We start from the raw sequence: 23359 nt of genomic DNA, 5'->3' as shown, positions 1-23359 counted from the left end.
CCCCGGCCTCAGCCCAGGCCGGGCTGCGGACGGTTCTCCCACTTCGTGGAGAGCGCGATCGCTGTCCGGGTCGAGGCGACCCCGGGTGTCCGGTTTATTCGCACGATCAACTGCTCCAGTTCCGCGATCGTGCCGACCCGCACGGTGAGCTGATAGGACTCCACGCCGGCCATGAAATAGCAGCTCTCCACCTCGGGCATGGCTCGGACGGCGGCGAGGACGTCGTCGGTGTCGGCACCGGAGTCCTCGATGATGCCGATCAGTGCGGTGACACCCAGCCCGATCGCCTCGTGATCGACGTCGGCCCGGTAGCCACGGATGGTTCCGGCGGTCTCGAGCTTACCCACTCTCTCGTGCACGGCGGGGGCGGAGAGCCCGACCTTGCGGGCGAGTTCGGCGTACGACGAGCGCGCGTTCTCCCGTAGCAGGTCGATCAGCCGGAGGTCGATGGAGTCCATGCTTGAAACCCTAATCGGGTGGCGCTCCCGCCTTCACGCCCGGTAGCGGCGAATGGGCGGCAGGATAATGACCACTGTCGCAATCGGGGCTTTTTCCGCATTTCACGGACTTGGTTCGGGGGCGGTGCTCTAATGGCTTTACGTCCCGATCGAGCACGCCGACACTCTCCGTGACCACGGCCGCTCCAGAAACCAAACCGAGGAGGGGGTTGTGGACACTGGAGATCGTCTGCTGACACCGGGCGAGGTGGCCGCATTGTTCCGCGTCGACCCTAAGACGGTCACACGCTGGGCCGCCGCCGGGCGCATCGGCAGTATCCGTACTCCGGGTGGACACCGCCGATTCCGTGAGTCAGAAGTTCGCGCATTGCTCGAGGGCGATGGCGTGATCGAGGAGATGCGCGAGGACGACGCCGCGAACAAGCCGCGGAACAACGGTCCTAGCAATCCCGGGACGGGCTTCGGCCCCCCAACGGCTTGCGCTAAGCGTTCCTCTCACCCAATTCCCCTGTCCATCTGCGAAAAAGCGTGTGTGGTACGCCCAAAGCGTCCAGCACCTTTCCGGCCACGAAGTCGACCAGTTGTCGTGCCGTCGCGCCGGCCCCGGATCCGTAAAATCCGGGGCTGGCCGGCAGCACCACGGCCCCGGCGTCGTGCAGGCCGATCAGATGTTCCAGGTGACTGCGGGTGACCGGGGTCTCCCGGGGCACGACCACCGTGCGCCGGCGCTCCTTCAGACTCACTTCGGCCGCTCGTTGCAGCAGGTCCTTAGACAGCCCGACAGCTATCCCGGCACATGCCGCGGTGCTCGCCGGGACCACCACCATCCCGCGCGCCGGGTACGACCCGGAACTCGGGCCGGCGGCCAGGTCCCCGGCCGGCCAGTAGGCCAGATCACCGAGGTCCCGGCCCAGCCAGGCGCCCACATCGTCTTTCCAGTGCGCGTCCCGGACGGTCGCTCCGGTCTCGTCCAGCAGAGTCAGCCGGGCGGCCCGGGAGATCACCAGGTCGACGGACTCGCCGGCGTCCAGCAGGGCGGTCAGAACCGCCTTGGCATAGGGCGTTCCCGACGCTCCGGAGACGCCGACGATCCAAGGTTCGCGCATGTCTACCAGTGTGCCGTCACCGCGCCGGTAACTCACATCGGTGCCGCGACCCCCAACGGAACGAAGCGTCCGTCGACGATCAGCTCGAGCAGGGCGAAGAGGAAGAGGGCGATCGCGATGAACCCGTTCGCCGTGAAGAACGCCCGGTTGATCTTGGAGAGGTCGTTCGGCGTCACCACGACGTGCTGGTAGACCAGGCCGGCGCCGGTGATCAGCAGGCCGATCCACCAGAAGAAGCCGAGGCCGACGAGGTGCCCGAACCATGCGAAGAGCGCGAAACAGACCACGTGCGTGACCGTGGAGATGTGCAGTGCGGTCCGGACCCCGAAACGGGCCGGGGTGGAGTGCACGCCGATCCTCCGGTCCACCTCGATGTCCTGGCAGGCGTAGATGATGTCGAACCCGCCGATCCAGAGGCCGACCGCGACGCCGAGCACCCAGGCCGGCCAGGAACCGGCGAACGTGCCGGTGACCGCGAGCCAGGCTCCGACCGGGGCGACCGCCTGGGCCAGCGCCAGCACGTAGTGCGGGAAGCTCGTGAATCGCTTCGCGTACGGGTAGATGACCAGCGGGATCACCGCGAGCGGCGACAGCAGCAGGCAGAGCGGGTTGAGCAGACCGGCCGCGACGATCAGGAGCACCAGCGAGATGCCCGCACCGGTCCAGGCGGTCCGCAGACTGACCGCGCCGGTGACCAGCTCCCGGTTCTGGGTGCGCGGGTTCAGCGCGTCGATCTTGCGGTCCAGGATCCGGTTGGCCGCCATCGCGAAGGTCCGCCCGGACACCATGGCGACCGTGATCAGCAACAGGTCCACCCAGTGCACGCCGGAACTGATCGTCGCGCCGGACGGCAGATCGCGGATGACCCGGCCGTCCGTGCTCAGGCCACCGGCCGGCTGCGCCATCGCGATCAGCGCGGAAAGGTAGGCGAACGGCAGCGCGAAGATCGAGTGCTCGATCATCACCAGCCGGAGGAAGGCTTTGACCTTGCCGGGCTTCTCCTCGGTAGCCGTCACAGCCCGTATTCCTTCCACCGTTTGTCGACCAGGCTGACCACCTCGGGAGACATGGTCATCTCCTCCGGCCAGCCCCGGGTGTAGCCCTCGGACGGCAGCTTACGGGTGGCGTCGACGCCCGCCTTGCCACCCCAGAACTGCTGGTAGGACGAGTGGTCCAGGTGGTCGACCGGCCCCTCGGTGAGCAGCAGGTCGCGGGCGTAGTCGACGTTGCCGAAGGCGCGGAAGGCGACGTCGTTGTAGTCGTGGACGTCACAGTCCTCGTCGACCACGACGACGAGCTTGGTGAGCGACAGCAGGTGGGCGCCCCAGATGGCGTTCATCACCTTCTGTGCGTGCTTCGGGTAGCGCTTGCGGATCGACACGATCAGGCAGTTGTGGAAGACACCGGCGGCCGGCATGTCGTAGTCGACGATGTCCGGGATGAGGATCTTGGCCAGCGGCAGGAAGATCCGCTCGGTGGCCTTGCCGAGACCGTGGTCCTCCTGCGGCGGCTTCGACGTGACGATCGACTGGTAGACCGGCTTCTTGCGCATCGTCATGGTCTCGATGTGCAGCACCGGGAACGGCTCGACCGGGGTGTAGTAGCCGGTGTGGTCGCCGAACGGGCCCTCCGGCATGCGCTCGCCGGGCTCCAGGTAGCCCTCCAGGACGATCTGCGCCTCAGCCGGGACCTGCAGCGGGACGGAGACGCAGTCGACCATCTCGATCCGCTCGCCCTTGAGGAACCCGGCGAACAGGTACTCGTCGATGTCGCCGGGCAGGGGGGCGCTCGCCGCGTACGACACCACGGGGTCGCAACCGATCGCGACGGCGACCGGAAGGCGCTCGCCGCGCCGCTCCGCCACCGCGTGATGCGCGGTCGAGTCCTTGTGGATCTGCCAGTGCATGCCGAGCGTGTTCTTCGAGTGCTGCTGCAGCCGGTAGAGCCCGAGGTTGCGCTTGCCGGTCTCCGGGTGCTTGGTGTGGGTCAGCCCGAAGTTGTGGAAGATGCCGCCGTCACCGGGCCAGACCTGCAGGCCGGGGAGCAGACCCAGGTCGACCTGGTCGCCCTTGAGCACCACCTCCTGGCAGGCGGCGCTCCTCACCTTCTTCGGCGGGACCGACTTGAGCTGGAGCACCTTGGCGATGCCCTCCCGGATCCCGGACCAGCCGACCGGCAGCTCCGGCTTGGCCAGTGCGCCGATCCGCTCGCCGACCTCGTCGAGCCGGTCGACGCCGAGGGCCATGGCCATCCGCTTCTCGGTGCCGAACAGGTTGATCACCAGTGGCATGTCGCCCCGGGTCGGGCGCTCGAAGAGCAGCGCCGGGCCACCGGCCCGCACGGTTCGCGTCACGATCTCGCTGATCTCCAGCGTCGGATCCACCGGCACGGTGACTCGACGCAGCTCACCCGCGGCCTCGAGGGCGGCGATGAAGCTCTGCAGATCGGCATAGGGGAATCCACGCGGCGCCATACCCCCAGTCTGGCACCAGGGTCCGTCACTGGAGATCCGGGACTCCCGTTGGGCGTTTCATGAAGCTGCGGAACGTGACCCGATGGTGTCTGCTGACCGGTCTGGCCGCGGCTCTCGCGGTCCCGGCCCCGGCGATCTCGTCCACCGAGGCGCGACTGCCCGCATGCGGCGCTCCCGGCCCGGCCCCGACCAGCCCGCCGACCGGCCCCGCCACGGTGGACAGCCCGGGCGCCTGCCGCGGCGGTGGCCCGGCCCTGGAGTCGGACGAGTTCGCCTTCACACCGAGCGGCTATCACCATCTCGGGGCCGGCACGCGCGGCGAATGGGGCGGGGTGTCCGGACGGTTCTCGGTGGTGGACGGCTCGATCCGGCCGCAGACCTACGACTTCGTGGTCGGCCGGTTCATGGCCAAACGCGACCTGGGCGGCGGGCGGATCGCCTGGTTGGAGGCCGGATGGTCGGAGACCGGCTGGGCCTCACCGGGCCGCCAGCGCATCTACACCTTCGACACCAACACCAACCGGTGGCGCTTCTACGACCAGTACGCGGTCCGCCCCGGCGACCAGGTATGGCTGGACATCAACACCGACCGGGCCGGGATCTGGCGGGCCTGGCTGTGGTGGAACAACCGGTGGAACCTGCTCACCCAGCAGCGGCTGCCGCTGGGCCCGAGCGCCCGGATCGAGCAGTACGTCGAGGTGCACGTCGACGCGTCCCGGCAAGCCAAGATCGACATGCCGAAGGTGACCGTGGACAACGTGCAGTTGCGGCCGGCCGGCGGTGGGCCCGCACGCTACTGGCGCGAGGACGTCGCGACCGAGACCGCGGCGCCCTCGCGTGGCGGCTTCTGCCTGGACTGGAAGACCCGTTACGACACCTGGAGCGCCGGCGACTGCCCCGACGGCAAGCCCTAGGCGTACGAGTGCAGGCCCTCGAAGAAGAGGTTGACGCCGAACAGGTTCATCAGCATCGTCACGAAACCGATGATCGCGATCCAGGTGGCGGTGGTCCGCTTGACGCTCGGGGTGGCCCGGGCGTGCAGGTAGGCGGCGTAGACGATCCACGAGATGAACGCCCACACCTCCTTCGGGTCCCAGCCCCAGTAGCGGCCCCAGGACGCCTCGGCCCACAGCGGCCCGGCGATCAGCGCGCCGAACGTGAACAGCGGGAAGGCGAACGCGTGCAGGCGGAAGGTGAGCCGCTCCAGCGAGCCGGCGTCACCGACCCGGCGGCCCAGGGTGTACGGGAAGCCCCGCTTACCCGCGTCCCACCCGTCCTTGATCAGGAACATCGCGGCCGGCACCGCCCCGAGCAGGAAGATGCCGGAGGAGATGATGATCGTCGAGACGTGGAAGATGAACCAGTACGAGTTCAGCGCGGGGACCAGCGGCCCGACCGGGGTGTAGGCGACCAGGGCGGCCGCCCCGAGCAACACCACGAGGATCAGCGAGACGAAGAGGCCCAGGTGGCGCACGGCGGGCCTGCGGAGCAGCACACCGGCCCAGACCGCGGCGCCGACCAGCGTCGCGGAGAGGATGTACTCGTACATGTTGCCCCAGGGCATCCGCTCGGCGGCGATGCCCCGGGTGGCGGTGGTGGCCAGGTGCAGGGCCAGACCGATCAGGTTGAGCACGACGGCGATGCGGCCGACCAGCTCACCCTTGCCGGGCTCCTCGGGCTTGGCGACCACCACGTCGTCCGGCACGAAGGCTCCGGCGCCGACGAGCTGGCGTGTGGCGGCCCGGCCGATGTGGCTGCGTTTGCCGAACGCATACTCCCCGGCGTAGCAGACCATGGCGGCCAGATAGGCCAGCACGGTCACCGCCATGAGCTGATTGGACAACTCCGCCATCAGGGCGTCCCTTCCTTGATGTGCCGGGTGAGCGCCGCGAACTCATCGCCGAAACCCGAATAGTCGGTACGGGGCAGGCCGCCGGCCTCGATCGCGCTGCCGCCCTCCGCGGGAACCACCCGGAACCAGACCCTACGCCGGTGCACGAAGAGCGAGAGCATCAGCCCGGCCAGGCCGAGCAACGCTCCGACCAGCATGAGGAACTGGGTCGGGTCGTGCCGGATGGAGATCGTCGCGAACCGGCGGGTGCCGACGAACTCGAGCGTGGTGCCGTCGTCGAGCGTCCACTTCTCGCCGGGCCGCAGCACGTACGGCCGCTCGCCGCTGATCTTCGTGAGGTCGCCGTCCTGGATCTGGCCGCGGTTCAGCGCGTACACCGAGCCCGGTTTTCCGGAGTCCAGGCCCAGGTCGCCGCGGTAGGCGGCCAGGTAGAGCACCGGATTGTCCTCGGCCGGGTATTTCGACATCGCGCTGCCGTCGTCACCGCCGGTCGGCAGGTAGACACCCTCGAATCCCATCTGCAGCTTCGGGTCGCGGGTGTTGGTGGCCGGATCGATGTTGACGTCCGGGAACTGGACGACGCCCTCGCTGGTCAGCATGTTGTCGGTGGGCAGGAAGGCGACGACCTTCTCCTGGGTCGCGCCGAACCGGTCGGTGTAGCGCAGCACCGGCGCGTAGCCCTGGCCGATCAGATTGATGTTCGCCCCGTCCAGCCGCAGCGGGTCGTTGACCGAGAACGACGTCTGCCGGTAGGCGCCGCCGTCCTCGCTGACCTGCACGCTGGCCCGGAACGACTTGGGAATGCCGTTCTCCTGGAAGGTGGAGCTGAAATCGGTCATCCACAGGCAGAAGTTCGGCAGGTCGGAGGCGTCGACCCGAGGCCCGAGGACCGACTCGTCGTGCTGCGTGACGGCGTTGCAGAAGCCCTGATCCTCGCCGGCGATCAGCAGACGGTTCGCGTGCCAGCCGTACCACTGACCGAAACCGACCCCGACGAGCACCGCCAGCATGGCGAAGTGGAAGAGCAGGTTGCCGGTCTCTTTCAGGTAGCCCTTCTCGGCCGCGACCGTCCAGCCGTCCGGCGTCTCCCGCACCCGGGTCCGGAACCGGCCGCGGCGCAGCACTTTCGCGATCTCCGCGGCCGCGGGCGCGGGCTCCTCCGCCCGTCGCCCGCCGTCGACGTGGTGCGGCAGGCGGTCCAGGCGCTTCGGAGCATCCGGCGGTACGGTCGTGAGCGCCCGAGCATGCTCACGAAGGCGGGGTACGACGCACCCGATCAGCGACGTGAACAGCAGCAGGTAGATCGCCGCGAACCAGGGTGACGAGTAGACGTCGAAGGCGAAGAACCGGTCCAGCACCGGCGCCAGTTCCGGGTGCCCGGTGAAGTACTCGGAGACGTTCTCCCGGTTCACCCCCCGCTGCGGGAAGATCGAACCGGGCACCGCCGCGACCGCGAGCAGGAAGAGCAGGATCAGCGCGGTCCGCATGCTGGTGAGCTGCCGCCACGAGTTGCGCAGCAGCGCCCAGACCGGGTTGGGGCGCTTCGGCGGCGGCGCGTCGGCGGTGGCGGGCCGGTCCTCGACAACGGTCACAGCACCGGCACCTCCGTGAAGTCGACGACGGTCGTCAGCCAGATCAGGAAGTGGTCCCAGGCGCCGGTGACCAGGGCCAGACCCACGAGGATGAGCAGGCCCCCGCCGATCCGGGTCACCCAGCGGCTGTTGCGGCGGATCACGGTGAAGACGCCGAGAAGCCGACGGAAGAAGAGCCCGAACAGCACGAACGGAACGCCGAGCCCGAGACTGAAAGCGATCGCGAGGACGACCGACCGGTCGGTCTGCCCCGTGGTCGTCGCAAGGCCCATCACGGCGCCCAGGGTCGGGCCCACGCACGGGATCCACGACAGCGCGAAAACCGCTCCGAAGATCGGCGCTCCGGCCAGCCCGGCCGCCGGGAGCTTGGTGATCCGCGCCTCCCGCTGGAAGCCGGGGATCCAGCCCAGGTAGCCGAGACCCAGCACGATGATCACCACGCCGATCACCGTGTTCAGGACTTCCTTGTGGCTGGTGAGCTGCAGCGCGATGTTCGACACCAGGGTCACCATCAGCGTGAACACGACCGTGAAGCCGAGCACGAAGAGGCCGCTGCCGGCCAGGACCCGGCTCTTGATCACCATGGTCCGGGTCTTGGTCGTGGTGTCGCCACGGCCCATCACCGACTCCATGTCGGAACCGGCCAGCCCGGTGACATACGAGAGGTAGCCTGGGATCAGCGGCAACACGCACGGTGACAGGATGCTGACCAGTCCGGCGATCAACGCCGCGCCGATCGCCAGGAGCATCGGCCCGTCGGTCACCACACCCTCGAAGGCGCCGCCCATCAGCCGGTCGCCTCCGCCGCGATCTTCTCGACCAGTGGTTGCAGCTCGTCGAGCGTGGTGGCCCGGCGGACGGCGGCCGCGATCCGGCCCTGCCGGTCCAGGATCAGCGTGCTCGGGATCGCGTTCTGCGTGACGTCGAACTTCAGCCCGACCTCACCGCGGAAGTCGTAGACGCTGCCGTATGTGACCTGGTAACCCCGCTCGAAAGCCTTGGCCGAGTCGCGGTCGTCGCGGGTGTTGACCCCCAGGAACGTCACGTCCTTGGCCCTGGTCGCCTGGTAGGTCTTCTCCAGGTCGTCGGCCTCGGCCCGGCACGGCGCGCACCACGAGCCCCAGAAGTTGACCACGACCACCTTGCCGCGGTCGTTCGCCAGGTCGTAGGTGCCGCCGGCCAGCAGCTCCCCGGTCACGCCGGAGACCAGTGGCCGCTGCTCCGGGGTGCACTCGACCACCAGGTTGTTGGTCGAGCACTTCTTGGCCCAATTCTCCTCGCCGCCGCAGCCGGTCAGAAGCCCGGCGGCCACGACCGCGGCGACGGTGACGGCGGCGAGGCGGCGCATCAGGCCCCTTGGCGGTCTTGGCCGTCGCTGACATGGCGACCAGGTGGGCCGCGGGCTCCGAGTAGTCGATACCGACCACCTTCGATCCCTCGAAACGGAACGACGTGAGACTGGCGAGTCCGCACTCGCGCTTACGCGGATCGTGCCAGAGGCGCTTGCCCTCGACGTAGCGGCGCAGCGTCCAGATCGGCAGCTGGTGCGAGACGCAGACCGCCTCGTGCCCCTCGGCGGCGACCCGGGCGGCCTGCACGGCGGCGAACATCCGCTGCGCGATCACCAGGTAGGCCTCGCCCCACGACGGGGTGATCGGGTCGCGCAGCACCCACCAGTGCCGCGGGTTGCTGAACGCGCCGTCACCGACCGAGACACGCTTGCCCTCGAAGTAGTTGGCGCTCTCGATCAGGCGCACGTCGGAGGCGATGTCCAGTTTGAACTCGGCGGCGAACGGGGCGGCCGTCTCCTGTGCGCGCTCCAGCGGGCTGGCCACCACGTGCGTGATGTCCCGCCCGGCCAGCACCTCGGCCGCCGCCTTCGCCATCTGGTTGCCCAGCTCCGAGAGGTGGAAGTCGGGCAGACGGCCGTACAGGATCTTGGCGGGGTTGTGGACCTCGCCGTGCCGCAGCACGTGCACGGTGGTCCTGGTCGGCTCACTCACGATTGTTCCCCCGCGGCGGCTCGGGCCGCGAGCGGCGCCGCGGCGGCGATCTGTTCCAGCGCTGCATCGTCGATCGCCGTCGACACGAACCATGACTCGAAGGCGCTCGGCGGCAGGTAGACGCCGTTGGCCAGCATGGCGTGGAAGAACGCCTTGAACGCGGCCGCGTTCTGCGTCTTCGCGGCGTCGTAGTCGACGACCTCGGTGTCGGTGAAGAAGATCGAGAACATGTTGCCGGCGTACTGCAGCCGGTGCGGCACTCCCTCGGCGGCGAGCGCGCCGGCGCAGAGCGAGCCGATCGTGGCGGCCAACTCGTCCAGCCGCTGGTAGGTGGCCTCGTCGGCGAGCCGCAGCGAGGCGAGGCCGGCCGCGCAGGCCAGCGGGTTACCGGAGAGGGTGCCGGCCTGGTAGACCGGGCCGGCCGGGGCCAGCCGGGACATGATCTCGCGGCGTCCGCCGAACGCCGCCGCGGGCAGGCCGCCGCCCATCACCTTGCCGAAGGTGAACAGGTCGGCGTCGACCGGGTGCAGCCCGGCCCAGCCGCCGGCGGAGACCCGGAAGCCGGTCATCACCTCGTCGATGATGAGCAGGGCGCCGTGCCGGTGCGCGATCTCGGCCAGCTTCTCGTTGAAACCGTCACCGGGGGTGACCACACCCATGTTGCCGGGCGCCGCCTCGGTGATGATCGCGGCGATCTCGCCACCCTCGGCGGCGAAGGCGGCTTCGACGGCGGCGACATCGTTGTACGGCAGGACGATCGTCTCGCTCGCCGCCGCCCCCGTGACGCCGGGCGAGTCGGGCAGGCCGAGCGTGGCCACGCCGGACCCGGCCGCGGCCAGCAGCGCGTCCACGTGGCCGTGGTAGCAGCCCGCGAACTTCACCACCTTGGACCGGCCGGTGAATCCACGGGCCAGCCGGATCGCGGTCATCGTCGCCTCGGTGCCCGAGTTGACCAGGCGGACCTCGTCGATCGAGGTGCGCCGGACGATCTCCTCGGCCAGGTCGACCTCGCCGGCCGTGGGTGTGCCGAAGCTGGTGCCGAGGGCCGCGGCCCTCTGCACCGCCTCGATCACCGCGGGGTGCGCGTGGCCGTGGATCAGCGGGCCCCAGGAGCAGACCAGATCGACGTAGCGCCGCCCGTCCACGTCGGTGAGCCAGGGGCCGGAGCCCGAGGCCATGAACCGGGGTGTGCCGCCGACCGCACGGAAAGCACGCACAGGTGAATTCACCCCGCCCGGCACGATGGCCTGGGCGCGGTCGAACAGGGCCTGGGAGACCGGGGCGTCCTCCGGGTACGGAAGTCCCACGGTGGGATATGTCGTGGTCACAGCGGTCCCCATTCTGTCAGCGGCATGGAACGAGTATTGCGAGAGGGTTCCTCACGTCACCGGATGATCTCCGCCCAGCACCTGGTCTGACCGTGCCGGACGGGCTGATTCGCCCCGAAGAGGATAGGCTGACCGGCGTGGAGCGACCCGAGCTGTCCATCACGGTTCAGCGCGCACCCGACGAGGTGACGATTCAGCTCGCCGGGGAGATCGACGTGCTCACGGTCACCGAGTTGTCCACGGTCGTCAACGAGTTGGTGGTCGATGACCAGCTCAATCGCATTGTGCTCGACATGTCCGGGGTCACGTTCTGTGACTCTCAGGGCCTCGGCACGCTGGTGGTGCTGAGTCGTAAAGCACAGCACGCGCAGATCGTTCTGGCTCTGGCGAACGTCGGAGATTTCCTCATGCGTGTGCTCGACATCACGGGCCTGCGGTCGGCCCTGATGATCAGCACGAATTGAGCTCCCCCGACCGGATCCCGTCGGCCGGGGGACGTCTCAGCGGAAGTCGCCGCTGACCGTGGGCGCCGCACCGCCCTCGGTCGTGGCCGCCGCGGCGTAGGAGTCGCGACCGGCATCACGGCCGCCCTCGGGATGGGTGTACCGCGCGGCGAACGTGTACGTCCCCGGGTCGAGGGTGTCGCCGGAGGAGAGCACGAAGCGGTAGGCGTACGCCCCCGGCTCCTCGATGACCGTGCTGGTCACGCTGGCCCCCGGCACCTGCTGGCTGCCACCGCGCGCCGCCAGCCCGTCCGTACGGTCGAGGCGGATCGTCACCTCGAGGGCGGTGAGCCGCTCGCTCGTCGTCACCGTCACCACGCTGCTGCCCTGGGAGCCGCCGTCCGGGGCGACCGAGCCGTCCGACCACAGGGCCCCCTGGGCCGTGGTCGTGCCGGCGGAGGAGGCGGACGGGCTCGGCGACCGGCTGGACTGCCGCGATCGGGACGGCTTGCTGGGCTTCACCGTGGGCCCGGTCGCGCTGAGCGAGGGTGCCACGCTCGGCGTCGGTGACATCGAGACGATCACGCTCGGGCCCGGCTCGGGGCGGGGATCGCCGTCTCCGGCGACCGCCCACTGGGCGAAGCCTCCACCGCCCAGGACCGCTGCGACAGCGATGGCAGCGCCGGTGATCCGCAAGCGCGGCCCCTTGTTGCGCATCGCGGCCTGGGTGACCCGGTCGAGCATCGCCTCCCGGTCGGGACGGTGCGCCGCCGCCTCGGCGCGCAGTGCCGCGCGCAGCTCTGATTCGATGAGCGTCATCGCGCCGCCTCCCAACCGTCGATTCGTGCGAGGGCGACACTGCTGCCGCCGAGTAGTTCCGCGAGTTGCCGGGCGCCGCGCGAGGTCGCGCTCTTGACCGCTCCGACCGAGATGCCGAGGATCGTCGCGACCTCCTTCTCGGAGAGGTCGAACGAGTAGCGCAGGACCACGCAGGCCCGCCGCCGGTGCGGGAGCCGCCGTAACGCGCCGCGCACGTCGACGACGGCCGACACGTCCGGGTCGAGGGCCCGGCGCAGAGGCTCCAGGGCGAGCAGCCGTTCCCGGCTTCGCCGCCGGACCCAGTTGCGGGCCAGGTTCATCAGGATGCCGTGCCCGTAGGCGGCCGGATCGTCCGCCGCGGTGACCCGGTCCCAGTGCCGCCACACCTCGGTGAGAGCGTCGGCGGCCAGGTCGTCGGCGATCTCCGCCTCACCGGTCATCAGGTAGGCGAGCCGGGACATCGAGTCGTGGTGGCGCTCGAAGTATTCGCGGAAGGCGGCGTCACGCATCAGCATCCCTGTGGTTCGCGGGCCGTGGCCGCCGGCAAGAGCCGCCGGCGGCCACGGACGATCACTTGAAGGTGATGTCGGACTCGTTGTAGAGGCAGTTGACGCCGTCCGGGCCGCTGCCGATCTTGGTCGGCTCCTTGCCGGAGCTGTTGCCGGTGAACTTGACGCAGATGTCCAGGCTCTTCTTGCCGATCACGGTGACGCCGGAGATCTTCGCGGTGTCGCCGAAGTTGGTGTTGATGCCGACCAGGCTGCCGGCCGGGGCGGTGGCGACCACGTTCTGCACGACGACCGCACGCTTGTGCTGGGTCGAGCAGTTGCCGCACGAGCGGTAGAGCTTGCCGAAGTCCTCGACCTGGAAGTTCCTGATGGTCAGCGTGCCACCGCCGTTGTGCTGGAAGACCTTGTCGTCGGCCCCCTTGGCGCCGCCACCGTCCACCGTGTACGCCGCCGACGCGCCGCCCTTGAAGGTGGCCGCGTCCTCGCCGACGTTCTCCCACCACACGTTGATCAGCGTGCAGGAGCCGGAGCAGTGGATGCCGTCCGCGGCCGGAGCGCCGAGGATGACGTTCTTCAGGACCGCGCCGTCGGCGAGCTTGAAGAGCGGGTCCTGGCCCTCGTCCTGACCGTCGCCACCCAGAGCGCCGCTGCCGAAGTAGCGGACGTTGCCGCCGTCCAGCGTGCCGGAGACCGGAATGGTGGCGGTGACCGGCTTCTCGCCGGCCGCCTTCGGCCACGCGGTGGACGGGCTGGTGGGGGCCGGGGTGGCCGTCGCGGTCGGCTTCGGCGTCGCGCCGGCGGTCTTGGTGGGCGTCGGGCTCGCGCTCGCCGTCTTGGAGGCGCTCGCGGTCGGGCTCGCCGTCGCCGTCCTGGTGGCGGTCGCCGTCGCGGCCGCCGAGGTGGGAGCCGCGGCGCCCAGTGGGTTCACGGCGACGTCGTCGAACTCCGCCGAGGCGAAGCTGGTGACCAGGCCGATGCGGCCGGTTCCGGTCAGCGAGCCCGCGCCGGAGGCGATCTTGGCGCCGTCGACGTAACCGGTGACGCTGTTGCCGGAGACGTCCACCTTCAGGGTGTGCCAGGCGGCCGGGTCAGCGACCGCGGCCGAGCCGAGGACGGTGACCGCGCTGCCCTTGACCGACTGCAGCTCGGCCTTGCCGGCCGAGGTGAGGGCGAGCCGGTACATCGTGGAGGAGCCGCTGGCCCGGGCTGCGACACCGGCCAGGCCCTTGCTGAGGTCGAGCCCCTTGACCTTGGCCTCGACCGAGTAGTCGGTCCAGGACGCCTCGCCGGCGAAGACCCGGGCGAGCTCGCTGTCGACCTTGGCCTGCTTGTAGACCTTGGATCCGTCGGAGACCACGGACCAGGTGCCACCCGACTTCGACCAGTTGCCGGCGCCGTTCTCGAAGTCGTCGCTGAAAAGCGTGCTGGCCGAGGCGGACGGGACGAGGATGGCGACCAGCGCGGTGACGGCGCCGGCCGCACCGGCCGCGCCGAGACCGGCCACCAGACGACGACGCCGCCGGCTCGGGGTCGCGCTGGGCATTGCGTGCCGCATGTTGCTCCTACTCAGGGGGATGAGGCCACCGTCGTGACGGCGGACGTCGCATGATAAGCGATCACGCCCCGGTAGTGGTGCGGCTGCCCAGCAAGGTTGCCGGTAGTGACCCAGGTCACATTTGAACTGGGATCAGTCTCCCCAGCGGGCCTTCTCCAGCAGGTCGAGAGCCTCGGTGGCGGCCTGCTCGCCGCCGGCCCGCAGCACCCGGGCGGCCTCGTCGACCGTCCCGGTCAGCCGCTGCCACTGGGCCTCGCGCTCCTTGGACGCCTCGGCCTGCGACTTGAGCTGCTGGTTCTTCGTCCACAGCTCGACGAAGATGGAGACCTTCGCCCGGAGCACCCACGGGTCGAAGGGCTTGGTCAGGTAGTCGACGGCACCGACCGCGTAACCGCGCAGGGCCAACTGGGCGTCCCGGTCGGCGGCGGTGAGGAACAGGATCGGCACGTGCCTGGTGCGTTCACGGCGCTTGATGTGGCTCGCCGTCTCGAAGCCGTCCATGTTGGGCATGTGCGCGTCCAGAAGGATCACCGCGAAGTCGTCGGTGAGCAACTGTTTGAGGGCGGCCTCGCCGCTCTCCACGGCGACCGCTGTCACGGGCAGGCCCTGGAGAATCGCCTCCAGGGCCAGCAGGTTGTCCCGCCGGTCGTCGACCAGCAGCGCCTTGGCACGCTCACCCACCCGTGCTCACCTCACCCACCGGTAGTTTCCCTCCCATGGCGCTACCCCGTTCCGGCCGGTTTCAGCCTTCCTCGGGGGCTCCGGTTCCCTCCGCGTTCACCCAGCGGTCCATCAGTTCGATCAGCTCGTCCAGGTCGACCGGCTTGGTGATGTAGTCACTCGCCCCGGCCGCGAGGGCCGACTCCCGGTCACCCGGCATCGCCTTCGCCGTCAGGAAGACTACCGGTAGGTCCCGGAAACGCTGATTGCGCCGAATTCCCCTGGTCGTCTCGTAGCCGTCCTGGTCCGGCATCATCGCGTCCATCAGCACGATGTCGATCTCCGGATGCTCGGCCAGGATCCGAACCCCGTCCACCCCGTTGTCCGAGTACAGCACGTTGAGTCCATGCATCTCGAGGGCACTGGTCAGGGCGAAGACGTTACGCACGTCATCGTCCACGATCAGGACGGTGACACCCTCCAGTTTCCGGCCGGCCGGGCTCACCGCGGGCTTCTCCTCCACCCGCGGCGGCATCTCCATCAGCGGCAGGCCCAGCGAGGCCGCCGAGCGCACCGAGACCGCCTTCGCCGGCACCGGCGGCAGCACCGGCATCGGGATCGCGTCCGGTGTCAGCGCCTCCGGCATGTAGAGGGTGAACGTCGAGCCCTCACCCGGCACCGAGGAGACCGCGATGGTGCCACCGAGCAGGGCCGCGAACTCGCGGCTGATCGACAGGCCCAGGCCGGTGCCGCCGTACTTGCGGGTGGTGGTGCCGTCGGCCTGCTGGAACGGCTCGAAGATGAGCGCCAGCTTCTCGTCGGAGATGCCGATGCCGGTGTCGGACACCGCGAACGCCACCACCTGCTGCGCCGAGTGCAGCAGCGGGGGCGCGTCGACGCCCGAGTCCAGCGGGGTCGAGTAGATGCTCAGCGTCACCGAGCCGTTGTCGGTGAACTTCACCGCGTTCGACAGCAGGTTGCGCAGGATCTGCTGCAGACGCTGCGGGTCGGTGACGATCGAGTCGGGCAACTCGGGCGCCACGTCCACCCGGAAGTCCAGGCCCTTGATCTCCGCCTGCGGCACGAACGCCTGCTCGACATAGCTGCGGATGCCGTCGAAGTCGACCACGTCCGCCTCGACGTCCATCCGGCCGGCCTCGATCTTGGACAGGTCCAGGATGTCGTCGATCAGCGACAGCAGGTCCGAGCCGGCACTGTGGATGGTCTTGGCGAACTCGATCTGCTTACTGGTCAGGTTGCGCTCGGTGTTGTCGGCGAGCAGCCGGGCCAGCAGGAGCAGCGAGTTCAGCGGGGTCCGCAGCTCGTGGCTCATGTTGGCGAGGAACTCCGACTTGTACGTGTTCGCCCGCGACAGCTGCTGCGCCTTCTCCTCCAGGCCGAGCCGGGCCAGCTCGATCTCCCGGTTCTTCAGCTCGATGTTCGCCTTCTGGTCGCTGAGCAGCTTCGCCTTGTCCTCCAACTCGGCGTTGGTGCGCTGCAGCTCGGCCGACTGGTCCTGCATCTCCCGGGCCAGCCGCTGCGACTGGGCGAGCAACTCCTCCGTACGCCGGTTGGCCTGAATGGTGTTGAGAGCGATCCCGATCGTCGCAACCAGCCGCTCCAGGAACGTCAGATGCAGCCCGGAGAACGCCGCCACCGACGCGAACTCGATCACGCCGAGCATCTCGCCCTCGAACAGGACGGGCAGCACGACCAGGTCGTTCGGCGGCATCGCGAGCAGCCCGGAGCGCATCGTCAGTATGCCGTCGTGGGTGGCGCGTACCCGAATGGTCCGGCGGGAGACCGCGGCCTGACCGACCAGGCCCTCCCCCGGCCCGAAGATCACGTCGTGGTCCCGGGCGACGTAGCCGTAGGCGGCGTTGAGCCGCAGGCGCATGACCGCCTCTTCGTTGTCGACCAGGAAGAACGCGCCGAGCTGGCCGTCGACCAGCGGCGTCACCTCGGTCATGATCATGCGGCAGACCTCGCCGACGTCACGCTGGCCCTGCAACAGGCCGCCGATGCGAGCGAGGTTGGAGTCGAGCCAGCCCTGCTCCGCGTTCGCCTTCGTGGTGTCGCGCAGCGTGACGATCATCCGGTTGATGTTGTCCTTCAGCTCGGCGACCTCGCCCTGCGCCTCGACCGCGACGCTCTGCGTCAGGTCACCGCGGGTCACCGCGGTGGACACCTCGGCGATGGCGCGCAGCTGGATGGTCAGGGTGGAGGCGAGCTGGTTCACGTTGTCGGTGAGGTCGCGCCACGTACCGGAAACGCCCTTGACCTGGGCTTGTCCGCCGAGTTTGCCCTCCGAGCCGACCTCGCGCGCGACTCGTGTCACCTCGTCGGCGAACGACGACAGCTGGTCGACCATCGTGTTGACGGTGTTCTTCAACTCCAGGATCTCGCCTCGGGCGTCGACCGTGATCTTCTGCGACAGGTCACCCTTCGCGACGGCCGTGGTGACCGAGGCGATGTTACGGACCTGGGCCGTCAGGTTGGACGCCATGTAGTTGACGTTGTCGGTCAGGTCACGCCACGTGCCGGCGACGCCACGCACCTGGGCCTGACCGCCGAGGCTGCCCTCCGAGCCCACCTCACGGGCCACCCGCGTCACCTCGTCGGCGAACGACGACAACTGGTCGACCATCGTGTTGACGGTGTTCTTCAACTCCAGGATCTCGCCCTGCGCGTCGACCGTGATCTTCTGCGACAGGTCACCCTTGGCCACCGCCGTCGACACCTGGGCGATGTTGCGCACCTGGCTCGTCAGGTTCGACGCCATCGAGTTGACGTTGTCGGTCAGGTCACGCCACGTGCCGGCGACCCCGCGCACCTGGGCCTGACCGCCGAGCTTGCCCTCGGTGCCCACCTCGCGGGCCACCCGGGTCACCTCGTCGGCGAACGACGACAGCTGGTCGACCATCGTGTTGACGGTCGACTTGAGCTCCAGGATCTCGCCACGCGCGTCGACGGTGATCTTCTGCGACAGGTCACCCTTGGCCACGGCCGTGGTGACCGACGCGATGTTCCGCACCTGACTGGTCAGGTTCGACGCCATGTAGTTGACGTTGTCGGTGAGGTCGCGCCACGTACCAGAAATGCCTTTGACCTGGGCTTGTCCGCCCAGCTTGCCCTCCGAGCCGACCTCGCGCGCGACACGCGTCACCTCGTCCGCGAACGACGACAACTGGTCGACCATCGTGTTGACGGTGTTCTTCAGCTCGAGGACCTCACCGCGCGCGTCGACCGTGATCTTCTGCGACAGGTCACCCTTGGCCACCGCCGTCGAGACCTGCGAGATGTTGCGCACCTGGGCGGTCAGGTTCGCGGCGAGCTGGTTCACGTTCTCGGTGAGGTCACGCCAGGTGCCGGAGACGCCACGGACCTGCGCCTGACCGCCGAGCCGGCCCTCGGTGCCCACCTCACGGGCCACCCGGGTCACCTCGTCGGCGAACGACGACAACTGGTCGACCATCGTGTTGACGGTGTCCTTGAGCTCCAGGATCTCACCCTGCGCGGCCACCGTGATCTTCTGCGACAGGTCACCCTTCGCCACCGCCGTCGACACCTGGGCGATGTTGCGCACCTGGCTCGTCAGGTTCGACGCCATCGAGTTCACCGAGTCGGTGAGGTCCTTCCAGGTGCCGGCCACGTTCGGCACGTCGGCCTGGCCGCCCAGCTTGCCCTCGGTGCCCACCTCACGGGCCACCCGCGTCACCTGCTCGGCGAAGAGCCGCAGCGTGTCGGTCAGCCCGTTCATGGTGTCGGACAGCTCGGCCACCTCGCCCCGGGCCGAGACGGTGATCTTCTGCGACAGGTCGCCGCGGGCCACCGCCGTCGCCACCTGCGAGATCGACCGCACCTGGTGCGTCAGGTTCGACGCCATCGTGTTCACCGAGTCGGTCAGATCCTTCCAGGTGCCGGCCACACCGCGCACGTCGGCCTGACCGCCCAGCTCGCCCTCGGTGCCCACCTCGCGGGCCACCCGCGTCACCTCGTCGGCGAACGACGACAACTGGTCGACCATCGTGTTGACCGTCCGGCCGATCCGCAGGAACTCACCGCGCAGCGGGCGGCCGTCCATCTGCAGGGCCATGTGCTGCGAGAGGTCGCCCTCGGCCACCGCCACGATCACCCGGGAGATCTCGGTGGTGGGCCGGGCCAGGTCGTCGATCAGCGAGTTGACCGAGCGGACGCTGTCCTCCCAGGAGCCGTCCAGCCCCTCCTCGTCGAGCCGCTCGGTGAGCCGGCCGTCCCGCCCGACGATGCGGCTTATCCGGCGCAGATCCAGGTTCTGCCGCTCCTGCAGCGACACGACCTCGTTGAACGCCTCCGCCACCGCGCCGGCCATGCCACTCCGCCGGGGAAGCCGGACCTTCAGATCGCCACGGCGTACGCGACGCAACGCGTCAGCGAGCTCACCGAGCAGAACGGTCTCGTCGGGCACGCCGACGCTGGCCTCTTTAGCCGCAGTCATGCTGTCCTCACTCGCTGTCTATCGCCGGGGGCTCCCTATCCTCTCTCGCCCGACCGGGTCAATGCGAGACACGACTTTGTGCATCCACCCTTCGACGGGAGAGGATGCATGGGTGCCAGCCGAGGTCGGATTCAGGACGAGCATCCCATCGGGAGCCCCGTCCGAGGCGTTGGTGCGCCGGACCAGGTTGCCCAACGATCGGCGGACCCCCGCGGCGGCCCGCGCGCTGGTCCGCTCGGTGCTCGAGGAGACCGGTCTGGTCGGCCTGCTCAACGAGGCTCTCCTGCTCACCACCGAGCTCTCCACCAACGCCGTCGTGCACGCCAACACCGAGCTGGAGATAGAGGTCTCGGCCGACCCGGGCGGGCTCACCGTCACCGTCACCGACTTCGCCTCCGGGCCCGTCGAGCAGCTCACCATCGGGCCCAAGAACGAGAGCTCCGAGATCGGTGAGGTCGCCGAGCGCGGCCGGGGCCTGCTGCTCGTCGACCACTTCGCCAGCCGCTGGGGCACCGTGCACGAGGGCGACGGCAAAGGCGTCTGGTTCCGCATAGACCAGCGCGAGGGCGCCGGCGTCCCGGTGCGGCTGCCCAGCGCCTCCGAGACCCCGAGCCTCGGCGCGCTCACCGGGCTGCTGCGCAGCGGCACCGACCGGCACTCCGACGAAGGGCTCGCCGACCTCGCCGCCGACCTCCTCTCCCGGCTGGCGCGCCTCACCGGCGCGGCCGGCGGAGTGGTCCGGCTCGACCGGGGCGAGGGCATGGGCAGACAACTTCTCGCGCGGTACGGTCGGGCGCCCCGTGACAACGCCGACACCATCCGGGTGCCCCTGGCCGTGCAGCGGCCCTACGCCGGCGAGCTGGAGCTCGACGCCGCCCCCGAGGGGTACGCCCTGGCCCTGGCCACCATGGTCGCCGAGCGGTTCGCCCTCCATCTGGAAAATGACCGGCTGCGCCGCGCCGACATCCGCCGGCAGACCTGGATCACGTTCCTCGCCGAGGCCAGCGAGCTGCTCGCCCAGTCCCTCGACGTCAACCTCACGATGGCGCTGATCCCGCAGCTCGTGGTGCCCCGGCTCGGTCAGTGGTGCGCCGTCCACACCACCGACGCGTGGGGCCGCCTGCAACTGGCCGCCGCCACCCACGCCGACGAGTCCGCGCTGGCCCAGCTGCACGCGACCCTCGCCGAGCCCGGCCCCGAGTCGCTGCTGGCCCGGCTTGAGGAGTCGTCCCGGCTCGGCACCCAGGTCATGTTCAACTCGCCGCTGGAGGGCTATGCGGTGCCGCTCGTGGCCCGTGGCGCCCGGCTCGGCACCCTCGCCGTCGGGCGCCATCCGAAACACCGGCACGACGCCGACGAGGTCGCCGTCCTCGAGGATGTGGCGCGGCGGGCGGCGCTCGCCATCGACAACGCGCGCATCCACGACGAGCGGCGCACGGTCGCGCGTACGCTGCAGGCCTCGCTCCTGCCCCCGGCCCTGCCCCGCGTCGACGGCATCGGCTTCGCCGCCGAGTATGTGCCGACCGGCTCCGAGGTCGGCGGTGACTTCTACGACGTGGTCCCGTCCGGCGTCAATCAGTGGCTCGTCGTGGTCGGCGACGTCTCCGGCAAGGGTGTGCAGGCGGCCACCGTGACCGGCCTGGTCCGCGACGTCATCCGGATCCTGGTCGACGACGGCAAGGCGCTCGGCGAGATCCTCTGGCGGGTCAACCGGACCCTGGTCCAGCGCGGCGGCGGCCGGTATTGCACGCTGGCGATGGCCTCGGTGACCCGGCAGGCGAGCGGCGCGCTCACCGTCTGCCTGCACCTGGCCGGCCATGACCGGGCGGTGCTGGTCCGCGCCGACGGCAAGACCACGTTCGTCGGCGAGGGCGGCACGGCCCTCGGCCTGCTGGAGAGCATCACCTCACCGGACGTGACGATCACCCTCAACTCGGGCGACTCACTGATCTTCTACACCGACGGGGTCACCGAGCGACGGCGCGGCCGTGAGCTCTTCGGATCCGCCCGCCTGAAGGAGGCCGCGGCCCCACTCGCCGGTTACCCGGCAGACGCGATGGCGGCCCGGCTGCGCTCCACCACGATCAACTTCTCGGTCGAGGAACCCCGCGACGACATCGCGATCCTCGTCCTCCGCAACGACGCCTGAATTCCGGCTTCCCTGCGGCGCTGTTTCCCGGGTTCTCCCTCCGCGGTCTCACTCCCCGGTCTCCCCGCCAATCTCCCCGCCCGCCCGTCTCCCCGCCCGGCCGGCCTCCCTGCCCGGTTTCCCCCTTTGTCTCCCTGCCCGGTATTCCCGCGCGGTATCCCTGCCTGGCCTCTCCGCGCGGCCTCCCTCCCCGCGCGGTCTCCCTCCCCGGCCTCCCCGAGCTCTCTCAACCGGCCCGTCCCTCCTCTGCTGCGCGCGCCCTCGCCCTCCGCCGTTGTGCCCGGCACCTTCTTTCGTCGTTTTCCTCGCCCTCTGGTTCTCCTCCCCCTCTGGTTCTCCTCCCGCTCTCGTTCTCCTCCCCCTCTGGTTTCCTCTCGCTCTCGTTCTCCCCCCTCTCGTTCTCCCCCTCTCGTTCTCCCCCCTCTCGTTCTCCTCCCGCTCTCGTTCGCGGTTCCTCCTCGCCTCCTCTGTCGCACCTTCGAGGCCCTGTTTCTGTCAGACCCTCGTGGCAGGGTCTTGGCATGAAGACGCAGTACTTCACCGCGACCACGATCGACGGCTACATCGCCGATGAGGACAACTCGCTGGACTGGCTCTTCGAGGTCGACGACAAGGCCGGCGAGAATCCGTTCGCCTCGTTCTTCGAGGGTGTCGGCGCGTTCGCGATGGGCGCCACCACCTACGAGTGGGTGCTGGCCCACGAAAAGGCGCTGGGGCACCCCTCCTCCTGGCTGGAGCCTTACGGCAACACACCGGCGTGGATCTTCACTCACCGTGAGCTGCCGGTCATTCCAGGAGCAAACCTTCATTTCGTACGGGGTGACGTCCGCCCAGTCCACGCCGAGATGGTGTCGGCCGCCGCCGGAAAGAACATCTGGCTGGTCGGTGGCGGTGAGTTGGTGGCCCAGTTCGCCGATCACGGCCTGCTCGACGAGGTGATCCTCGGAGTAGCCCCGGTAACCCTCGGCGCCGGCGCCCCCGTCCTACCCCGCCGAATCACCTCATCCCGATACGCATTGACCGACACCCGCCGCTTGGGCCAGTTCGCCTACCTCACCTACGCAGTCCGCCCGCCAACCTGACGCTCCATCTCATCGGCCCGGCACCCCTCACCCCGGCCCAACGCCGCCCGCCCTGGCCTGACACCCCTCACCGCAACCCGCCGCCGCTTACCTCGACCCGACACCTTCACCTTGGCCCGGGCCTTCACCTCGACCCGACACTTTCACCTTGACGCGAGGCCCTCACCTCGACCCGACACGCCTCCCATCGACCTGACGACGCTCGCCTTGGCCTGACGACGCTCGCCTTGGCCTGACGACGCTCGCCTTGGCCTGACGACGCTCGCCTTGGGCCTCACGCTGGCCGCCATCCGCTCCCGGGCCGCCATCCTCTTTCCTTCCGCTTTCCTGTGGCCGGTATCGGCGGCGCGTGAAAACTGACCCCCAGGCGGCGCCTGGAACCCAAGCGCCCAAGAGAGGTCCAGATTCGGCCGCCGTTCACAGCCGGGTGATCTTGCCGCCTGGCATCCCTCACGTATCTGTGTTCTGCCTTGCCCGAGTCTTCGCCACCAGCCCGTCACCGCTGATCCCGCAGCCGCTGCTCCGCCGTCTCGACCGTTACCGCGCACAGCCACCGGTCACATCCACCGTTACCGGGCCCCGCCATCACGCCGAACCTGCCGCTGTCCTCAGCCACTGAACTCCACTCTTTCGCGGCTGCTTCCTACCGACGCGGATCACCGGACACCCACGGGGAATCTCTCGACTACGGGCTGGAACTCCACGCGCGCTCTTGCGTTTGAGCAGTGTGGACACGCCGACCACCGACGCCGATCCGAGATGTGAGAGTCGGTCCCGTGGTCCCGTCCGTTGGAGTACGGTGTGGGACCCCGCAGCCGGAATTCCCCGAGGCCGCGGCGTCGAGCCGGTGACG

At 69.4% G+C, this 23359-nt stretch carries 18 protein-coding genes and 2 pseudogenes; 5 read left to right on the top strand and 15 right to left on the bottom strand.

Annotation, left to right across the window (positions count from 1 at the left end; translation table 11 throughout):
* Positions 1-8: 8 nt before the first annotated feature.
* On the bottom strand, positions 9-458 hold the full coding sequence (locus tag ACQPZW_RS01190; protein WP_093620032.1) for an Lrp/AsnC family transcriptional regulator: 450 nt from the start codon (positions 456-458) through the stop codon (positions 9-11).
* A gap of 211 nt (positions 459-669) precedes the next feature.
* On the opposite strand from ACQPZW_RS01190, the pseudogene ACQPZW_RS01185 reads away from it, so the two are divergent.
* Positions 670-936, top strand: a pseudogene (locus ACQPZW_RS01185) (BldC family transcriptional regulator); the annotation flags it as partial.
* Positions 937-940: 4 nt separating this feature from the next.
* Here the strand turns inward: ACQPZW_RS01185 and ACQPZW_RS01180 are convergent.
* The 3 genes from ACQPZW_RS01180 to ACQPZW_RS01170 are packed head-to-tail and all read right to left on the bottom strand — an operon-like array spanning position 941 to position 4037.
* Positions 941-1564 (bottom strand): UbiX family flavin prenyltransferase, encoded by a 624-nt coding sequence (locus tag ACQPZW_RS01180; RefSeq protein ID WP_433793005.1) that lies wholly within the window; start codon positions 1562-1564, stop codon positions 941-943.
* 32 nt (positions 1565-1596) lie between these two features.
* Positions 1597-2526 (bottom strand): menaquinone biosynthesis prenyltransferase MqnP, encoded by a 930-nt coding sequence (mqnP, locus tag ACQPZW_RS01175; RefSeq protein ID WP_433797372.1) that lies wholly within the window; start codon positions 2524-2526, stop codon positions 1597-1599.
* Between the two features lie 50 nt (positions 2527-2576).
* A complete protein-coding gene (locus ACQPZW_RS01170; RefSeq protein WP_433793004.1) occupies positions 2577-4037 on the bottom strand; it encodes a menaquinone biosynthesis decarboxylase in 1461 nt (486 codons plus the stop codon).
* Positions 4038-4111: 74 nt separating this feature from the next.
* Here ACQPZW_RS01170 and ACQPZW_RS01165 point away from each other — a divergent pair, with 74 nt between their 5' ends.
* Positions 4112-4951 carry a hypothetical protein gene (locus tag ACQPZW_RS01165; protein WP_433793003.1) on the top strand — a complete coding sequence of 280 codons (840 nt, stop codon included), beginning with the start codon at positions 4112-4114 and terminating at the stop codon, positions 4949-4951.
* Here ACQPZW_RS01165 and ccsB read toward each other — a convergent pair.
* From ccsB to hemL, 6 genes and pseudogenes are all read right to left on the bottom strand, one after another.
* Positions 4948-5889, bottom strand: a complete 942-nt coding sequence (gene ccsB / locus ACQPZW_RS01160; RefSeq protein ID WP_433793002.1) for a c-type cytochrome biogenesis protein CcsB — start codon at positions 5887-5889, stop codon at positions 4948-4950. The genes ACQPZW_RS01165 and ccsB overlap by 4 nt on opposite strands.
* The gene (gene resB / locus ACQPZW_RS01155; protein ID WP_433793001.1) at positions 5889-7481 is read right to left on the bottom strand and encodes a cytochrome c biogenesis protein ResB; all 1593 of its coding nucleotides are present in this window, start codon (positions 7479-7481) and stop codon (positions 5889-5891) included. The genes ccsB and resB overlap by 1 nt, the downstream gene beginning before the upstream one ends.
* On the bottom strand, positions 7478-8269 hold the full coding sequence (locus ACQPZW_RS01150; protein WP_433793000.1) for a cytochrome c biogenesis CcdA family protein: 792 nt from the start codon (positions 8267-8269) through the stop codon (positions 7478-7480). Before ACQPZW_RS01150 ends, resB begins: the two co-directional genes overlap by 4 nt.
* Entirely contained in the window at positions 8269-8829 is a 561-nt protein-coding gene (locus ACQPZW_RS01145) for a TlpA family protein disulfide reductase (RefSeq protein WP_433792999.1), read from the bottom strand. Before ACQPZW_RS01145 ends, ACQPZW_RS01150 begins: the two co-directional genes overlap by 1 nt.
* A gap of 4 nt (positions 8830-8833) precedes the next feature.
* A pseudogene (locus ACQPZW_RS01140) lies at positions 8834-9484 on the bottom strand (histidine phosphatase family protein); the annotation flags it as partial.
* On the bottom strand, positions 9481-10824 hold the full coding sequence (hemL, locus tag ACQPZW_RS01135) for a glutamate-1-semialdehyde 2,1-aminomutase (RefSeq protein WP_433792998.1): 1344 nt from the start codon (positions 10822-10824) through the stop codon (positions 9481-9483). The pseudogene ACQPZW_RS01140 and the gene hemL, both read right to left, overlap by 4 nt.
* A gap of 125 nt (positions 10825-10949) precedes the next feature.
* Between hemL and ACQPZW_RS01130 the strand changes: the two genes are divergently transcribed.
* Complete coding sequence (locus tag ACQPZW_RS01130) at positions 10950-11276, top strand: STAS domain-containing protein (RefSeq protein ID WP_433797370.1); 327 nt, start codon at positions 10950-10952, stop codon at positions 11274-11276.
* A 36-nt stretch (positions 11277-11312) separates the two neighbouring features.
* On the opposite strand, the gene ACQPZW_RS01125 is transcribed toward ACQPZW_RS01130, so the two are convergent.
* From ACQPZW_RS01125 to ACQPZW_RS01105, 5 genes are all read right to left on the bottom strand, one after another.
* Positions 11313-12074 (bottom strand): hypothetical protein, encoded by a 762-nt coding sequence (locus ACQPZW_RS01125; protein WP_433792997.1) that lies wholly within the window; start codon positions 12072-12074, stop codon positions 11313-11315.
* Positions 12071-12583: a SigE family RNA polymerase sigma factor gene (locus ACQPZW_RS01120; protein WP_433792996.1), complete on the bottom strand. Its 513-nt coding sequence runs from the start codon at positions 12581-12583 to the stop codon at positions 12071-12073. Before ACQPZW_RS01120 ends, ACQPZW_RS01125 begins: the two co-directional genes overlap by 4 nt.
* 61 nt (positions 12584-12644) lie before the next feature.
* A complete protein-coding gene (locus tag ACQPZW_RS01115) occupies positions 12645-14126 on the bottom strand; it encodes a pectate lyase (RefSeq protein ID WP_433792995.1) in 1482 nt (493 codons plus the stop codon).
* Positions 14127-14270: 144 nt separating this feature from the next.
* Complete coding sequence (locus ACQPZW_RS01110) at positions 14271-14819, bottom strand: response regulator (RefSeq protein ID WP_433792994.1); 549 nt, start codon at positions 14817-14819, stop codon at positions 14271-14273.
* A gap of 61 nt (positions 14820-14880) precedes the next feature.
* Positions 14881-19275, bottom strand: a complete 4395-nt coding sequence (locus ACQPZW_RS01105) for a HAMP domain-containing protein (RefSeq protein WP_433792993.1) — start codon at positions 19273-19275, stop codon at positions 14881-14883.
* 112 nt (positions 19276-19387) lie between these two features.
* Here ACQPZW_RS01105 and ACQPZW_RS01100 point away from each other — a divergent pair, with 112 nt between their 5' ends.
* Together ACQPZW_RS01100 and ACQPZW_RS01095 are read left to right on the top strand one after the other, a co-directional pair.
* Positions 19388-21424, top strand: coding sequence for a SpoIIE family protein phosphatase (locus ACQPZW_RS01100; protein WP_433792992.1), 2037 nt, complete (start codon positions 19388-19390; stop codon positions 21422-21424).
* A gap of 521 nt (positions 21425-21945) precedes the next feature.
* Positions 21946-22506: a dihydrofolate reductase family protein gene (locus ACQPZW_RS01095; protein WP_433792991.1), complete on the top strand. Its 561-nt coding sequence runs from the start codon at positions 21946-21948 to the stop codon at positions 22504-22506.
* Positions 22507-23359 lie beyond the last annotated feature (853 nt).

This window comes from Actinoplanes sp. CA-252034, from assembly GCF_050956125.1.
In the GTDB taxonomy this organism is placed as follows: Bacteria; Actinomycetota; Actinomycetes; order Mycobacteriales; family Micromonosporaceae; genus Actinoplanes.
The sequence above is the reverse complement of the archived record's forward strand: the minus strand, read 5'-3'. Positions and strand labels throughout refer to the sequence as shown.

Bases quoted from the DNA above. Each gene is read 5' to 3' on its own strand.
- ACQPZW_RS01145 (WP_433792999.1), bottom strand. From the start codon at position 8,829: ATGCGCCGCCTCGCCGCCGTCACCGTCGCCGCGGTCGTGGCCGCCGGG.
- ACQPZW_RS01180 (WP_433793005.1), bottom strand. From the start codon at position 1,564: ATGCGCGAACCTTGGATCGTCGGCGTCTCCGGAGCGTCGGGAACGCCC.
- ccsB (WP_433793002.1), bottom strand. From the start codon at position 5,889: ATGGCGGAGTTGTCCAATCAGCTCATGGCGGTGACCGTGCTGGCCTAT.
- ACQPZW_RS01150 (WP_433793000.1), bottom strand. From the start codon at position 8,269: ATGGGCGGCGCCTTCGAGGGTGTGGTGACCGACGGGCCGATGCTCCTG.
- ACQPZW_RS01190 (WP_093620032.1), bottom strand. From the start codon at position 458: ATGGACTCCATCGACCTCCGGCTGATCGACCTGCTACGGGAGAACGCG.
- ACQPZW_RS01120 (WP_433792996.1), bottom strand. From the start codon at position 12,583: ATGCGTGACGCCGCCTTCCGCGAATACTTCGAGCGCCACCACGACTCG.
- ACQPZW_RS01170 (WP_433793004.1), bottom strand. From the start codon at position 4,037: ATGGCGCCGCGTGGATTCCCCTATGCCGATCTGCAGAGCTTCATCGCC.
- ACQPZW_RS01125 (WP_433792997.1), bottom strand. From the start codon at position 12,074: ATGACGCTCATCGAATCAGAGCTGCGCGCGGCACTGCGCGCCGAGGCG.
- ACQPZW_RS01115 (WP_433792995.1), bottom strand. From the start codon at position 14,126: ATGCCCAGCGCGACCCCGAGCCGGCGGCGTCGTCGTCTGGTGGCCGGT.
- hemL (WP_433792998.1), bottom strand. From the start codon at position 10,824: ATGGGGACCGCTGTGACCACGACATATCCCACCGTGGGACTTCCGTAC.
- ACQPZW_RS01105 (WP_433792993.1), bottom strand. From the start codon at position 19,275: ATGACTGCGGCTAAAGAGGCCAGCGTCGGCGTGCCCGACGAGACCGTT.
- ACQPZW_RS01095 (WP_433792991.1), top strand. From the start codon at position 21,946: ATGAAGACGCAGTACTTCACCGCGACCACGATCGACGGCTACATCGCC.
- mqnP (WP_433797372.1), bottom strand. From the start codon at position 2,526: ATGATCGAGCACTCGATCTTCGCGCTGCCGTTCGCCTACCTTTCCGCG.